This is a genomic window from Bradyrhizobium sp. JR3.5 (genome assembly GCF_054057015.1).
On sequence record NZ_JBSRYV010000002.1, the window covers coordinates 4,817,184 to 4,831,197 of the forward strand.

At 58.6% G+C, this 14,014-nt stretch carries 16 protein-coding genes and 1 pseudogene; 14 read left to right on the forward strand and 3 right to left on the reverse strand.

The features are described 5' to 3' along the window. Positions 1–40: 40 nt before the first annotated feature. Genes ACVWW1_RS40060 through ACVWW1_RS40070 form a run of 3 tightly spaced genes read right to left on the reverse strand, consistent with a single transcriptional unit; the run spans position 41 to position 1,828 of the window. The gene (locus tag ACVWW1_RS40060; protein ID WP_456659689.1) at positions 41–1,012 is read right to left on the reverse strand and encodes a hypothetical protein; all 972 of its coding nucleotides are present in this window, start codon (positions 1,010–1,012) and stop codon (positions 41–43) included. 19 nt (positions 1,013–1,031) lie between these two features. Then, on the reverse strand, positions 1,032–1,523 hold the full coding sequence (locus tag ACVWW1_RS40065; protein WP_456659690.1) for a SycD/LcrH family type III secretion system chaperone: 492 nt from the start codon (positions 1,521–1,523) through the stop codon (positions 1,032–1,034). A gap of 32 nt (positions 1,524–1,555) precedes the next feature. Then, on the reverse strand, positions 1,556–1,828 hold the full coding sequence (locus ACVWW1_RS40070; RefSeq protein ID WP_456659691.1) for a hypothetical protein: 273 nt from the start codon (positions 1,826–1,828) through the stop codon (positions 1,556–1,558). Between the two features lie 781 nt (positions 1,829–2,609). Here ACVWW1_RS40070 and ACVWW1_RS40075 point away from each other — a divergent pair. From ACVWW1_RS40075 to ACVWW1_RS40140, 14 genes and pseudogenes are all read left to right on the forward strand, one after another. Continuing rightward, positions 2,610–3,092 carry a hypothetical protein gene (locus ACVWW1_RS40075; RefSeq protein ID WP_456659692.1) on the forward strand — a complete coding sequence of 161 codons (483 nt, stop codon included), beginning with the start codon at positions 2,610–2,612 and terminating at the stop codon, positions 3,090–3,092. Then, positions 3,092–3,526 carry a type III secretion system inner rod subunit SctI gene (sctI, locus tag ACVWW1_RS40080; RefSeq protein WP_456659693.1) on the forward strand — a complete coding sequence of 145 codons (435 nt, stop codon included), beginning with the start codon at positions 3,092–3,094 and terminating at the stop codon, positions 3,524–3,526. The genes ACVWW1_RS40075 and sctI overlap by 1 nt, the downstream gene beginning before the upstream one ends. Then, entirely contained in the window at positions 3,523–4,308 is a 786-nt protein-coding gene (sctJ, locus tag ACVWW1_RS40085; RefSeq protein ID WP_456659694.1) for a type III secretion system inner membrane ring lipoprotein SctJ, read from the forward strand. Before sctI ends, sctJ begins: the two co-directional genes overlap by 4 nt. After that, entirely contained in the window at positions 4,305–5,030 is a 726-nt protein-coding gene (locus ACVWW1_RS40090) for a hypothetical protein (protein ID WP_456659695.1), read from the forward strand. Before sctJ ends, ACVWW1_RS40090 begins: the two co-directional genes overlap by 4 nt. Next, positions 5,009–5,635 carry a FliH/SctL family protein gene (locus ACVWW1_RS40095; protein ID WP_456659696.1) on the forward strand — a complete coding sequence of 209 codons (627 nt, stop codon included), beginning with the start codon at positions 5,009–5,011 and terminating at the stop codon, positions 5,633–5,635. Before ACVWW1_RS40090 ends, ACVWW1_RS40095 begins: the two co-directional genes overlap by 22 nt. After that, on the forward strand, positions 5,632–7,011 hold the full coding sequence (sctN, locus tag ACVWW1_RS40100; RefSeq protein WP_456659697.1) for a type III secretion system ATPase SctN: 1,380 nt from the start codon (positions 5,632–5,634) through the stop codon (positions 7,009–7,011). The genes ACVWW1_RS40095 and sctN overlap by 4 nt, the downstream gene beginning before the upstream one ends. Positions 7,012–7,022: 11 nt before the next feature. Then, complete coding sequence (gene sctO / locus ACVWW1_RS40105; protein WP_456659698.1) at positions 7,023–7,436, forward strand: type III secretion system stalk subunit SctO; 414 nt, start codon at positions 7,023–7,025, stop codon at positions 7,434–7,436. Positions 7,437–8,617: 1,181 nt separating this feature from the next. After that, positions 8,618–10,711, forward strand: a complete 2,094-nt coding sequence (gene sctV / locus ACVWW1_RS40110; RefSeq protein ID WP_429033824.1) for a type III secretion system export apparatus subunit SctV — start codon at positions 8,618–8,620, stop codon at positions 10,709–10,711. Continuing rightward, the gene (locus ACVWW1_RS40115) at positions 10,708–12,090 is read left to right on the forward strand and encodes an FHA domain-containing protein (protein ID WP_456659699.1); all 1,383 of its coding nucleotides are present in this window, start codon (positions 10,708–10,710) and stop codon (positions 12,088–12,090) included. The genes sctV and ACVWW1_RS40115 overlap by 4 nt, the downstream gene beginning before the upstream one ends. Then, the gene (locus ACVWW1_RS40120; RefSeq protein ID WP_429033820.1) at positions 12,087–12,341 is read left to right on the forward strand and encodes an EscE/YscE/SsaE family type III secretion system needle protein co-chaperone; all 255 of its coding nucleotides are present in this window, start codon (positions 12,087–12,089) and stop codon (positions 12,339–12,341) included. Before ACVWW1_RS40115 ends, ACVWW1_RS40120 begins: the two co-directional genes overlap by 4 nt. A 1-nt stretch (position 12,342) precedes the next feature. After that, a complete protein-coding gene (locus tag ACVWW1_RS40125; RefSeq protein ID WP_429033819.1) occupies positions 12,343–12,561 on the forward strand; it encodes an EscF/YscF/HrpA family type III secretion system needle major subunit in 219 nt (72 codons plus the stop codon). Between the two features lie 126 nt (positions 12,562–12,687). Beyond that, on the forward strand, positions 12,688–13,044 hold the full coding sequence (locus tag ACVWW1_RS40130; protein WP_456659700.1) for a LysR family transcriptional regulator: 357 nt from the start codon (positions 12,688–12,690) through the stop codon (positions 13,042–13,044). Positions 13,045–13,052: 8 nt separating this feature from the next. After that, a complete protein-coding gene (locus ACVWW1_RS40135) occupies positions 13,053–13,727 on the forward strand; it encodes a LysR substrate-binding domain-containing protein (RefSeq protein WP_456659701.1) in 675 nt (224 codons plus the stop codon). Between the two features lie 12 nt (positions 13,728–13,739). Next, positions 13,740–13,891: pseudogene (locus ACVWW1_RS40140) on the forward strand (IS110 family transposase); the annotation flags it as partial. Between the last annotated feature and the right edge of the window lie 123 nt (positions 13,892–14,014).

Consider the following 14,014-nt stretch of genomic DNA (forward strand, 5'->3'; position numbering starts at 1 on the left):
CTACATTCCTCAAGTTCGATAAGTGGCCCCACGCAGCCTGTCAGGCGAAGTGCATTACGAGGTTGGCGTTGGAGTCACTCTGCCTCTCGATCGCCTCGGCAACCTTCTGTGTGGTCATCGTCCTGTCGAGAAGCAACTGCTTGATGAAGTCCATTTCATCGCTTTGCAGTTGTCTCAATCTTGCAATGCACTTGCTGATGTCCAACGTTTCCGCCTGGGCGTCCGTTGCCTCCTTCTGCTGGATGCCATTGGCGATGCCGGCGCCAGCCTCGCCCAGCGATGCCACTGCCTCGCCGACTCGAGCCGCCGTCGAAACTCCCTGGCCTATCTGAACAGCCTTGACAGAGTTAGACGGTATCAAGGCGGTGATACGCAATCCACTCGCAGCTCCATTAGCAAAGCCAGCGCCGACCGTTAGCACCGAGATAGCGAATATGATGCCAATCGTGATGATCGCGCCCAAGGCTTTGGCCTTGCCGCCCTCGATTCCGTCTTTCTCGAGACGCTTCACAATTGCCGCGGTCATCTTATCGATGCCCCCCGTCTCGATGAGAGTCGCTACTCCAACGCTCACTGCCGCCGCCATGACTGCAAGAGTTCCGCCGGTGGCAACGGCAGCCAGGACCGTCAATCCGACCGCTAGCCACCCGAAGAACTTCATGATGCCGGAGCTCTTCTTTGCTTCTGCCAATCTTTTTGCCGCTTCAATGATGCTTTTAGAGGTTTTCTCGTGCAACTGCCTTTGCTGCTCTCCCCAGTGTCGCGCGTCCTCCATTCCGGCTGCAACCTGTCCATCCGTCATCTTGGTCTTCAGAGCCAGAAACGTGGTAAGGAGGTCAATCGCATCGAACGCACGTGGTGCCGGTAAGCCTGGAATCGAACCTGACGCGACAGCCTCTCCGGAAACTGATTGCGGCAACAGGTTAGCGTCAGTCTTGCGGCCATTGCCCGAAAGACCGGTGACGGAGGCACTGAAGTTCAGCGTCCCGACTTCGGGGAGCGTCTTGCTCATCAACGCCCGCATGTTCACTCTATCCATGGTTGGACCCTAGTTGGGATTTGAGGCGGTTAAGCATCATCAGCCCACGGCCGGCCGAAGCCTTGTGTTCGGGCCTTCTGACACTCAGCGCCAAGGCATTCTCGAGTGCAGTGATGGCCGCTGTGGGATGATTTAGTTTGATGAAGCATTCGGCAGCTCGAAGCGGGATCTGCGGGTCCTCACTATTCAGGAGCCCGGCCAGCCGATAGGCGTGCATGGCGTTCTCTGGGTCCCCAAGCATCTGACTACTGGCAGCCAGGCCAAACCAGAATCGTGCATCGATGTGCCGGTGTAGGCACAAGAAGCGAAAGAAATTCCGCGCCTCCTCATACTTGCCGCAAGAATAGTAGCGGTAGCCAAATACATACAAGGCCTCAAGCTCATCATCAGTGATCCCAATGACGCTAGCTAGGTCCGCGCGCCCTGCCACGAAGTCGATGGCGAGCTGTGCCAGCCGCTCGGTGTCTGTCGCATCGTCACCCATTCAATAGCTCACCATCCGCCATCCTCATCATGTCATGCTCTGCGTGCAGACGGCTTGCTGCGTGGGCCATGCGACATCGATTCAGGCGCTGGCAGGATGTGACTGAGAACCGCCAGCTCGTCCGCATATGCTCTTTGAAACGCTTCATCCTGATCGGCGACAAATGCAGAAATTGAAGCGGCGCTCATAGCGCTGTCGCCTAAAGGGCAGGCACAACGGTCAAGTTGTTCGCGAGCCCACGTCAAGAGACTATCCATCTGTGCGATGGTCTGTCGCGCAGACTCCATCGTGTCATCGAGGTTCATTGACCCTCCCAGACGATCTGCTTGCCAACGCACCGTAGCGCCAGCAGGATTCGAAACCGCTTGCGCCACCAACCCCGCTCAAGGGGTAACGATCTGCTCTCGGGGCCGGCCGCTCAAGGCCACCGACAGGCATCGTCTGCCGATGATAAGGTATGCCAGAATCCCCTTCCTCACGACGAGAACGTTCCCGCAGCTGGCCGAATGGCATTCCTCCGTGTCCCGGTTGGATCAACAGCTCCGCACGTCACTACTAGAGGCGGCGCATGGCGCAAAATACTTGATCGCTATGAAGGCATAGGCGCCCGTGATGGATCGCGTCTCAGCGCGAGCGCTTGAGACGGCGGCGCTAACCCGGAAGTACGTGTCGTTGCGTTAAACGAGTGGTTCGGCAAGATCTCAGTCGCCGAGCCACGCGCATTTTTGGCCTTAAGCAGGTAACGATAAGGATTGCATTGGCGGCGGATTGGGTTCTGCAGTCGCCTTCGACGAAACGCCCGCGAGCAGCGCACACTTTGTGCCGGACCGAGCGGTTGACGGAGGGCACCCACTATCCATAGGCTGCCGTTATGACTCCATGCCCGTATTGTATTGGCGCCGAGCGAGAGGCCGAATTAGATCATTATGAGAATTGATCGCTTGCAGCACGCAACACCACTCGGCAGACGGTCTTGTCATGTGGTGGCGAGATGAGTGCTTGGTCGCGGGACGTGTTGCGAGCGTGCGCCCTTTAGGGGCCCAGGCGCGATGTTTTCCTGAGCCGAGGTCGGTGGCGGGATGTGACATGGATGATCAGAAAACGACACATGACTCGGTTAGGGGCAAGGATTCGGTATGTATGTCTTTGTCGTCGACTTGTGCGACACCCGACAGTCGCTCCGGCCTGCTGCGACGTCTCACCGAGGCGGCATTCTTGGCTTGTGTCATGAACGACGTGGTGAGGGCGAGGCAGATCGCGAAGGGGCTTGATGTCATTGCGCCGGGCGGTCGGGAGTGTGTCATTGCTTACGCGGTCGCAGATCTGACGGCAGGCGATATTCCAGCGGCGCTGGAACGCCTCGATCCTCTTGCCAGGGCGAATGATGCATATGGAATGGCGTTTCAGGCCCTGGCTCTTGGGCTTGATGGACGCCCAAGCGAACGCGATGCCGTGCTCAGGCGTCTGCCAAGCGGCGAGCCCGGCCTCGATGGGTTTTTTTTTTTTTTTATTTTTCTCACAGCTTTGGGCCAGACCGCGCCAGCACATACTGCAGGAAAGGACATCTAATGAGCAGCGTAGGTAGTATCCTCCCGCAAGCACTGCCAGCCTCTTTGGCGACGGAGATCCCAGCCACATCGAAAGTGTCGGCTGAATCCGTCGCGGCGTTTCAAGCCGCACTCGAGCCGCCCGTGCCATCGCCGCGAGCTGACGAACCGCCGATCATGGCTGGGAGCGGGCTGACGGAGGAGGGAGGGGGGCCGCACGTTCCTCGCCTATCCGATGATATCCTCAGTGGCTTGGAAAAACTGAACGCTGGCTTTGCACGATCCATGCAAGGCGTTCGCAAAGCCGCCGAAGGCATGAACGCGGGGAACATCCGCTCGGCTGAGTGGCTCGACGCGCAGGTCGAGCTATCGGCTATGAGCCTGCAGTACGACCTTGTGACCAAGGTGGTTGGGAAGGCGACCCACACGCTCGACACTTTGCTGAATAGTCAATGAGCCATGATGATGCGGGCGTGGCGTTTGTATTGAAGCGGGCGGTGGCACTTCTGGTGCTATTCGCCCTGGTCGGCTGCGGATCGAAGATTGAGCTCTATCGCAACCTTTCGGCGCGCGAGGCTAACGAAATGCTTGCGTTGCTTATGCGACAAGGCATCCACGCGGAACGGGCGGCAGACACCGGCGGCACGACTTCGCTAGTGGTGCCCACTGAAGATGTGCCGCGTGCTATGAATGTGTTGGACAGCGCCGGGTGGCCTCGCGATCATTTCGCCGATATGGGCACTATCTTCAAGAAGGACCGGATGATTTCATCGGAAACAGAGGAGCGTGTCCGCTACATTTATGGTGTCACACAGGAGCTTTCGCAAACTCTGTCCAGTATCGACGGCGTGCTTAACGCCAGGGTCCACACGGTCTTGCCCGAAAACGCGAGTGACGATCGTAATCCACCCGCATCGTCAACTGCTGCTGTGCTCGTCCGTTACAAGCCCGGTGCTCCGATCGACCAGATCGTGCCGAAGATCAAGGAGCTCGTCGCAAATAGCTTGAAGGGCCTGTCCTATGATCGGGTCTCGGTTGCCCTTGTAAAGGCAAATCAGGACGATACCACGTTGCGTCGAACCGAAGTGATAGCCGGGGCGTTCGAACGTAGCGGCCCATCGTACTTCTTGATCGGCCTCGTAGGCGGCATGGCGGCATCGCTGATCGGCAATGCAGTGCTCGTCTGTCTCATATGGCGGCGGCGCTTTAGCCTTAGGAACGGCATGGCAGCGTCATGAGCTTCGGCGAAGCGAACAATCCGACTATGCTCGCAACGAGCTCAGCAACAATCCAAGATGAATGGCTTGATACGCCGTGGGCGGGAGCGATGATGCGCTGCATCGCCGATCCTGCGGCCGATTTCGATGACACAATAGCCACCGGTTGGCCTGAATGGATGCCTCTGAACCTCGCTCAGTCCGACCCGTTCATCCGTGTCAAGCTCGGGCGTTGGCTGCTTCGCGGCCAAAGCAGCGAAGCGTCCGCGATTATTTCGGCCGGCAACGCACCACGAATTCGGCTCGCATTTCTGCCAGCGAAGGACGCTACACGCCTTATCTGCCTAGCCGGAGCTTGGGCCGGCGCGTCCAGCCTCGTCGGTCTCCTTCGGACGGCCGATGTTGTGGCGGCACGCGCCGTTCTCGGCGAAGAGGCCTTCGCATTCGCTTCGCATGCTGCACTGCTACCGAGACCGACCGTCGAGCTGATGTCCGCGATCAGCGCTTCCGAGATGCCGACTGCGCCTCGTGCATTTCTCTACCGCGGTGCGGCGATGTTCGGCCTTGCGATAGGCGCAATCCCGCATGGGCTGCGCGCCCGACTACGATTGCGTCGCCCCGCAGCGATCTGGATGGTGGTGGCGGACGCCTGCCGTGACGACAGTGTCGGCGAGGACGCCTTTCGTGCGACGCGACGCCTGGTCCGCAAAGAGATGCCGACATGGTCGCACTGGTTCAACTGACGGCGGGCGGGGTCAGCATCCTCGGCCCAGGGCGAGTTTTACCGGCGGCCAGCGCACAGACGATCGTGGACGCTGAGCAATTGCTCACTCAGGCGCGACGCGATGCGGACGCGCTCTTGGATGGGGCGCGCGAAACTGTAGGGATGATCGAGACGGCTGCCAAGGAAGCCGCGCTGACAGCGGCGCAGGCGACCATCGAACAACGTTTAACCGCGATCGCCGTTGCGTCGCTGCGGATCATGGAGGCGAATCAAGAGCGGATTGTCGACATGGGTCTGCAGATCGCACGTCGGGTAATCGATACCGTCGCGCCGGATGACGCTGCCCTGCAGATCGCTTTGCACGGTCTGAGATTCACGGGCCATAGCTCCCTCGTCCGCTTACGCCTGGCACCGGCGCATGTCGAAACGGTTCGCAGACGATTGAACGAACTGCTCTCGACGGCGACGTCGCGCGCCGTCGTCGAAATAGTTTCTGATCCGCGGGTCAAAGATGCCGGATGCATCCTTGAGACCGATGCTGGACTGGTCGACGCCACGATCGAAAGCCAATTGGCGGCGATCGAAGCCGGCCTGCGCAGCAGCCTAAAGGCCTCTGCAACGTGATTTCCGAGCGACCCGAGCTGCCAACGGCAGTCGCTGCCATTCATTCTTCGCACGACGATATCGATCGCTTGTTTCAGCTCGCTCGCACGGTGGTGGCGCAGGCGTCGACAATGCGCGTCTGCGGCCGAGTTCTTCAAATCGTCGGGACAATCATCCGTGCAACGGCACCTGGTGCCCGCATAGGCGACCTGTGCATGCTCCGCAATCCCGGGAACAACGGCGAATTGTCCGCGGAAGTTATCGGGCTTCAGCACGACATCGCCATTCTAGCGCCGCTTGGCGAAATACAAGGGCTTTCTAACCTCACTGAGGTGATCCCGATGGGAGAGCCTCTGACAGTGCCCGCGGGCTGGAACTTGCTTGGCCGGGTGCTTGACGGTCTTGGCCGCCCTCTCGACACATCCACTCACGGGCCCCTGGTTCCAGACGCCCGCGTTCCAGTCCAAAGCGAGGCTCCGGGCCCCTTGACCCGGCGCATCATTGATCGCGCTCTTCCAGTCGGCATACGCGCGATCGACGGTCTTTTGACGTGCGGCGAGGGACAGCGCATGGGAATCTTTGCCGCGGCGGGCGGCGGCAAGAGCACACTGCTGTCGATGTTGGTGCGTAGCGCGGCGGTTGACGTAACAGTGATAGCGCTGATTGGAGAGCGCGGCCGAGAGGTGAAGGAGTTCATCGAACACGATCTCGGCTCAGAGGCGCGACGAAGATCAGTTCTTATCGTTGCCACCTCCGATCGTTCCGCGATGGAACGGGTGAAGGCGGCCTATGTGGCGACGGCAATCGCAGAATGGTATCGAGATCGGGGACAGCGTGTGCTGCTTCTCATGGATTCGGTAACGCGCTTTGCGCGCGCACAGAGGCAGATTGGTCTGGCGGCCGGCGAACCGGCCACCCTGCGTGGTTTCCCGCCCTCGGTCTTTGCAACCTTGCCGCAACTCGTGGAACGCGCCGGCAACAACGATCGTGGATCGATAACCGCGTTTTACACTGTGCTTCTCGAGGGCGATGACGTCACCGAACCTCTGGCCGATGAAACCCGTTCCATCCTGGATGGCCATATCGTGCTCTCACGCACCTTGGCGATGTCGAGCCACTATCCCGCGATCGATATTCTGGCAAGCGTCAGCCGTGCTATGAGTGCGATCGTGTCGTCGCGGCATGAGAAGTTAGCGGGTGAGTTGCGGTCGCTGATGGCTAAATACCAGGAGGTGGAACTATTGATACGGGTCGGCGAGTACAAGAAAGGAGCCGATCCGCACGCCGATACGGCTATCGCCAAGATAGAGAACATACGGACGTTCCTGCGACAGCCAAGATGTGAACAAATTGGCTTCGACGCAATGCTTCAGGAGCTTGCCACGTGCCTGGCATAACTCCCAAGGCCGTGCATCAATTGCTTGAGTTGAGGGAATTGCGGCGTCGCCGAGCCGACGAGACTCTACGAGTGCGGCAGTCAGCCATCGACAAATCCGGTGCGTCTATCGAAGCTGCACTGGCAGTCCTTCGCGCATGGCGGCAAGACCGACCTCGACTGGAGCGCGAGATATACGATTTGCTGATTGGCAAAACCGTCGCTCTCAACGATCTGGAGGAGGCGAAGGCGAAGATGGCCTCACTGCACGATCACGAACGGCTGCTCGAACGGCGCCTTGAGGCGGCGCTGTCGGAAATCGAACAAGCGCGGCAGGCGCGTCAGGAAGCCTACAACGCCGCACGTAAGGCATATCGGGAGCTCGAGAAATGCGACCATTTGGTGCGCGCCTTGACCGCAGGCCGGCTGAAGCAGACGGATCTCTAATTGATGGATCTAATGAGCGGACCGTCTAACGGTGCGGGTGCAGCCGTTACGGGGAGGCGCAGAACTTCTATGGCGCAGCGCCTCTGTGAAAAGATAGCAGGGATCAGCGAACAGACGCCATGGGAGCCGTCCGCTGAGCTTGCAAAACGGCTCGCCGAACTGGATGGCAAACGGTCGGTCGCACCCGTGAAGGCGATAAAGTTGCGCAGTTTGGGATGGGTGGCACTCCCCGCATCACAACAACTTCATACTTGGCCACGCCACCCGCGGGCGCCGCGCAGGCCGCTTCGTCGCTTTTGCGCGCATTCTCAATCATCCCCCACACGCACAATGGTAAATTGTCGCATGGTCATGGTTGATCGACGGCGGCATAGTAGACCCAAGTCGAGTGACCAATGAACTACATCCAAATTCCGCTCATGAAACGCCGGCCACGCTCGCATTCCCGCTGAAGACAGGCCTCCTGGTTCGAGAACGGAGTCGGCATGATAGTTGCTCCCTCCAGACGAGGTCGAACTGATCTTGAAACGAGGTTTCCAAACCGAAGCTTGCGGTTTATCGAACCGTGACGGGATCAATCAAGACTGGGAGATGGCGGCATGTTTCGGCAAAACGATGATATCAGTAGGAGGATCCGTACTTGCTCTGGGGGAGCGACGGGATCGACGGTGGCTGTCCCACGGCAGCATCCGCGCATCTCCAATCGTTCCGACAGCGCGAACACTATTGTTCGCTTCCTACCACGACATTGTTTCGAAGGCGACAGTCGGGAGATTGAAAGCGTCGATTCGCAGCGATGCTTAGAACCGCCACGAAGCCTAAGAAACCCACCTGCATACGTTGCGCGACTATACTTCGTAAGCTCGGCGAATTTCTCAAGAACAAGGCCGCGCGGGGAATCGCTGCTTAGATGCGTACTGAGGTTGGCAGCTGCGACCGACAAATCGATCTCAACACCACCGGGCGCGTCGCACCGCCGAACGCTGGACATTGCGGGAAGGCCGTTGCCCATGCAAGGCGGTTTCCGCCATTGTCACGGGACGGCGAAGGCCGATTTCGACCGTCACGGGTATTAGTCGAGGCATTTCGCAAGGATCAGCGCCGAGGCGAGAACCTGTCTGCGGTTCGTCGCATCGATCATGCCGGACACGCACCTACAGGATGCAGCGCGAGTGGCTAGTGTGACGTTTCTCGACAGAGTCCGAGCGGTCGCGACCGGTCGCAATGATATTGTTCTGGTGGCGCTGCTGATCACGATCATCTTCATGATGATCATTCCACTGCCGCCAGTCCTCATGGATGTACTACAGGCAGTCAACCTGGGACTCTCGGCACTCCTGCTGATGGTGGCGGTCTATATTAGATCCCCCCTTGCATTCGTCTCCTTTCCGTCGGTGCTTCTGGTGACGACGCTCTTTCGGTTGTCGCTTGGCATCGCCGCGACACGCACAATCTTGCTTCATGCAGACGCCGGCCAGATCATCAAGACCTTCGGGGACTTCGTGGTGGCCGGCAATCTCGTGGTGGGCGCGGTCACCTTTTTGATCATGACAATTGTTCAGTTTGTCGTCATCACCAAAGGATCCGAGCGTGTGGCCGAGGTTGCCGCACGATTTTCTCTGGATTCGATGCCAGGCAAGCAGATGAGCGTCGACGGCGACTTGCGTGCCGGCAGTATTGATATCCGAGAGGCAAGTCGGCGCCGCGTTGCGATTGAGCGCGAGAGCCAGCTCTACGGTGCCCTGGACGGCGCCATGAAGTTTCTCAAGGGGGACGCTATCGCGGGCTTGATCAGCATTGCCGTGAACATCATAGGCGGGATCGCGATTGGTTCGTTTCAAAAGGGAATGGGATTGTACGAGGCGCTCGAGGTTTATGCGATCCTGACCGTCGGAGACGGGCTCGTCGGTCAGATACCGGCTCTCTTTACCGCGATTACTGCGGGGTTTATCGTCACGAGGGTTAGTGACGAAGATAACGGTGCAGATCTCGGCAATGAGATCGGCAACGAGATCAGCGCACAACCGCGTGCGCTTATGGTCGGATCGTTCATTCTCCTGCTCTTTTCGTTCATCCCTGGCTTTCCAATGGGGATCTTCATGATCTTGGCACTCGTGGTCGGAGGCGGTGGCTGGCAACTGCAGCGTAATCGGCGGCTGGCCGCACCGCCAACGCGTCGCTACTCGATGATAGGGGGAGCGCGCTCAACGGCATCGGATGAGCCGACAGACGGTGACGCAGCGGCCGACAATGGCATCACGTTCACCGTGCCCCTGATGATCGACGTCGGTCGCGACGTTCAGGCGGTCATCCCTCCCGATCTGCTAAAGAAAGCATTGGATGCAGAACGGCGAGCCCTCCTTCTTGACCTTGGCGTCCCCCTTCCAGCGATCAATGTGCGGGTCAACGACAGCTGCAAGGATGGAGCGTATGTCATCATGGTCAATGAAGTACCATGCGGTGAAGGACGACTGCGGTCGCAACATCTTTTGGCAAGTGCTACTCCCGAGGACCTTGATCTTGTGGGCATCCCATATGTTCTGGATCAACCTTTCCTTCCTCGGATCGAGACGGTCTGGGTGAATGTCATACATCGCGAATCGTTGCGCGCTGCCGACATCCCGTTCCTGGACCCGATTCAGATTGTTAGCGACCACACCGGTCAAATCCTGCGGAGGCATGCTGCTGAGTTTGTCGGAATCCAGGAGACGAAAGCTCTTTTGAACCAGATTGAGGTGCGACTGCCAGAACTCGTAAAAGAGGTACTGCGCTCAGCGCCTCTGCAGAAGATTTCAGAGGTCTTTCAGCGACTGATCTCGGAAGAGGTTTCGTTGCGTAACATGCGCACTATCCTCGCCGCACTGGTCGAACGGGCACAGAGCGAAAAAGACATTGTCCTGTTGACCGAGCATGTGCGCTGTGCGCTGAAGAGGCAACTGTGCATCCCGTATTGTATCGGCATGAACCTGTTGCCCGCGTACCTTCTCACGCCAGAAGTGGAAGATACAGTGCGCGATGCCATTCGGCAGACTTCCGCCGGCAGCTATCTCGCCCTCGACGCTCGCACCACAGGTCAGATCATTGACGCGATACGAGAGGCTATCGGCAACCTCAACCAGCAGCCGCACAAGCCGGTGCTGCTGACTTCGATGGATATACGTCGATACGTACGCAAGATCATCGAAACCGACCTCTACGGACTTCCAGTGCTGTCCTATCAGGAGCTTCCGCACGATATCTCCATACAGCCATTGGGACGGATATCGCTGCAATGAGACATGCGAACATAGAACAAGATGTTCTCACGGGTGATCAGACCCAGCTGTCCTTGCGTGTGCTATCTGGCCCCAACAGGGGGGCCGAGACATCGCTCGGCGATGGAGCGTGGCTGGTCGGTAGCCATGACGCTGACGACCTTAGCTTCGCAGATCCGGAACTGGTTGACTCACATCTTCGCATTGTCATCGAGGCCGGGCAAATCCAGATCACCGCGCTCGCACCGGGTGTGCTCATCGGCGGTAGTGATTGTCTAATAGAGTACCCGACGATCCTCGATCCACTCACTCCGGTTCAGGTTGGGCGGACGATTTTCAGTATCGGCCCGCCCGGTGGGAGCTTTCCGGAGATCGATTCCGTGGTCGAGTGCAGAAGGCTGCATGCAGAGCATGCCCCCTCAGCTCCCGAAGCACCGGCGACCCGGAGTCGAGAAGCCGGTCTTGTGGTGAACTCGATACCTCGGCCATTTCGGCTTTGCGCGGCCGCTTGCGGCCTTCTGATCATCGTCTATGGAACTTGCGCCGGGATGGCGGGTGTTGCTTCCTTTTTCACCCCGGCCCCCGTTCCGGGTACCGATCCGATCAAAATTGCCAGGAACGTGCTTCGCGATTTGAACGTCGGAAGCGGGCTCAGCATCGCGCTCTCCGATGATAACCTCATCATCGACGGCGACTTGCGACCTGGAGAAGCGACAAAGATCAAAGCAGCCCTGCGCGACGCCGGGCTGACCGCAGAGATAACACCGAAATCGGCGACCGCCACCGTCCTGTCTGATGCAAAGCTCATCGACCTGTCAGCGACTGTCCTGCGGGCATTCGGCATCGAGGGTGGTATTCGCGTGGCGAGCCCCGGAGGGATATCAGTAGCGGGATATGGCCCGAGCGATGCAATCGTCAAAGCGGCGCTTCGCCACCTGCAGCAGGATATCCCCGGGGTCCGCACAATTGATGACACGGTCGCAACGCCGGATCGCGCGCGGACCTTTCTAGAGACAGCGACGACAGCCGAACTCCGTCGCATGATTCATGTCGTGGTGAAGGCAGACGTCGTCCTCGTTTCGGGGACGCTTACCCCAACCGCCTATAGCGAATGGAAGACTGTTGCTTCCCGCTTCGAGGAGAAGTTCGCGCCCCACATTCGGCTCGAGGCACACTGTTCGCCGGGGGTCTTGCCGCTAGCGAGAGGTGTACACCTCGGCCGGTCTCCATTTATCGTCGTTCATAACGGAACGCGCCTAAAAGTCGGCGACAATATCGATCATTTCGGCAAGATCGTTGTCATCGAACGCGACGGAATGCTTGTGCGTATCGGAGAGGCCGACGTGCACGTTCCCTATCCAAGCAAGCCGGAATGGATAGCAGAGGAGGGGCAACTGTGAGCGAGCATCTGGTCGTGCTTGAGCTGCAGAAACGGCTGGTCGACGACGTCGATGGCACAGAGTTATCTGCCCTCGAGAGAGAGTTCGAGAGTTGGCGACAAGCGTTGAAACGTGAGATGGATAGCGGTGTCACGAGGCGTCATTTCGACGCATTGTACACATTACGCGACGCGATAGGTGCCGCAACAGATGTTGTCAGTACAACATGGATGCGCCACCACAGCGGACGATCCTCCGGCTTGGAGCGGTGAGGTGGATATCAAGACCATAAGTGGCGCGCTTGGCGGATCTGTTGCGGCATCGGAACGCAGCTTGAAAAGTCACGTGGCGACGATGAATCCGGAGGACACCATGGATCAGCTCAAGCTTCAGATTTCAATGAACACACACACTACACTCTTGAGCCTGAATTCGGCCGTTATCAAAGCGGTTCACGAAGCGCTTAATGGTATCATCCGGAACATTGCCTGAGGTGCGCAAGGCAGCCGCCCTCGATTCGAGTCCTGCTATCGGCGCACATTGTGTCCAACCTCCTGTGCAACCGGTGATGTGCGTCTCGGTTTTTTGGCGACTGCGTTGGTTGCGTGATTTCTTTAATTGCCGGCGGCGCACGCGACAATCAAAGGTACGAGCAACTACGGACGGTTCCAGGGTGCCATGTCTTCTAGTTTTATGCAGCTACGTCATCTGCGATATTTCACGGGCATCGTGGATGCTGGTAGTTTTTGTCGAGCAGCGGCGACAATCCATGTGGCGCAGCCGGCCCTGAGTCAGCAGATGTCTGCCCTAGAAGCCGAGCTTGGCGTCGCGCTGCTGCACCGTAGCGTACGCGGCGTTCGCCCGACTCGCGAGGGCAAGGTCTTTTATCGTGAGGCCACGTCCATTCTTCAGCAGGTTGATCAACTGCGGGGCATCATCCGCTCTACGGCAGGAGAACCGGAAGGTGCGCGGTAAGGCTCGGCATGTCCTCAGCGCTCGCCGCTTCGTTCGCCTGCGCCTTGATGGAAGCCTGCCGGACCGTGCTCCCAAAAGTGCGCCTCCATCTTGTTACGGGTGACTCTCTTCATATGAAGCCGCTCATCGCGTCACGAGCGCTTGATATCTGCGCTGTGCTTGAGGATGAACCCATCTCAGGTGTTACTCGCCGGCCACTCTTTCAACAGCGACTCCACCTGGTATGTCCTCCCGATACAGGAGAAGTCGCTCCCGCCGTTTCGCCTGAGGAATTGGCTGAGCTCCCTCTTGTATTGCCGACGCGCCCAAACACAATTCGCGACGCATTGGATCGGACGTTTGAAGTGGCCGGCGTGATGCCGAACTGCATCGCAGAAGTCGACACGTTCGCCAGTGCGCTCTCCTTTGTCAGGGCCGGTCTCGCAAATGCGATCCTGCCCAAGGGCGACATTCCCGATATTCCAGGCCACGAAGATCTGAGGCCGCTCGTGATAGATCCACCGATCCTTATGACAGCCTGCCTCATCTCCTCTGGCGACCTCGCCTCCGCCGCCGAAGCCGTGAGCGCCTTGCTGATTGCGCAGGTGGGAAAAGTGCTTCAAACAAGACCTCTTGCCGGGTGCGAGCTGATTGCGATATCTGATCTCGATTCAAAAGCCGAGGCTCTAACGGTTGCCGAGTGACAATTCAGTGGCAGGCGGTTCACATGGAAGGCGCAGATTCGTCTGACTGCTCGCTACCGAAAGCTCGCTTCGCGCGGCAAGCGAACGATGGTGATCTGCACTGCTATCGCCCGTGAACTGGCGGCTTCATGTGGGCGGTCGCCAGGCAAGTGCCATCAGCCTGATCAGGCCCTCTCATCATCGCGCATTGGCGGAGGTGGGACCACGGTAGAGGGAATGCCCGTCAGACGCTTTATGGCCGGCAAAGAACATCGACGCCCGCAGTAAGATCGGAGCAGAGTTCGGAC

Bases quoted from the DNA above. Each gene is read 5' to 3' on its own strand.
- ACVWW1_RS40070 (WP_456659691.1), bottom strand. From the start codon at position 1,828: ATGAACCTCGATGACACGATGGAGTCTGCGCGACAGACCATCGCACAG.
- sctI (WP_456659693.1), top strand. From the start codon at position 3,092: ATGAGCAGCGTAGGTAGTATCCTCCCGCAAGCACTGCCAGCCTCTTTG.
- ACVWW1_RS40060 (WP_456659689.1), bottom strand. From the start codon at position 1,012: ATGAGCAAGACGCTCCCCGAAGTCGGGACGCTGAACTTCAGTGCCTCC.
- ACVWW1_RS40065 (WP_456659690.1), bottom strand. From the start codon at position 1,523: ATGGGTGACGATGCGACAGACACCGAGCGGCTGGCACAGCTCGCCATC.
- ACVWW1_RS40115 (WP_456659699.1), top strand. From the start codon at position 10,708: ATGAGACATGCGAACATAGAACAAGATGTTCTCACGGGTGATCAGACC.
- ACVWW1_RS40135 (WP_456659701.1), top strand. From the start codon at position 13,053: ATGTCCTCAGCGCTCGCCGCTTCGTTCGCCTGCGCCTTGATGGAAGCC.
- sctJ (WP_456659694.1), top strand. From the start codon at position 3,523: ATGAGCCATGATGATGCGGGCGTGGCGTTTGTATTGAAGCGGGCGGTG.
- ACVWW1_RS40075 (WP_456659692.1), top strand. From the start codon at position 2,610: ATGGATGATCAGAAAACGACACATGACTCGGTTAGGGGCAAGGATTCG.
- ACVWW1_RS40095 (WP_456659696.1), top strand. From the start codon at position 5,009: ATGGTCGCACTGGTTCAACTGACGGCGGGCGGGGTCAGCATCCTCGGC.
- ACVWW1_RS40090 (WP_456659695.1), top strand. From the start codon at position 4,305: ATGAGCTTCGGCGAAGCGAACAATCCGACTATGCTCGCAACGAGCTCA.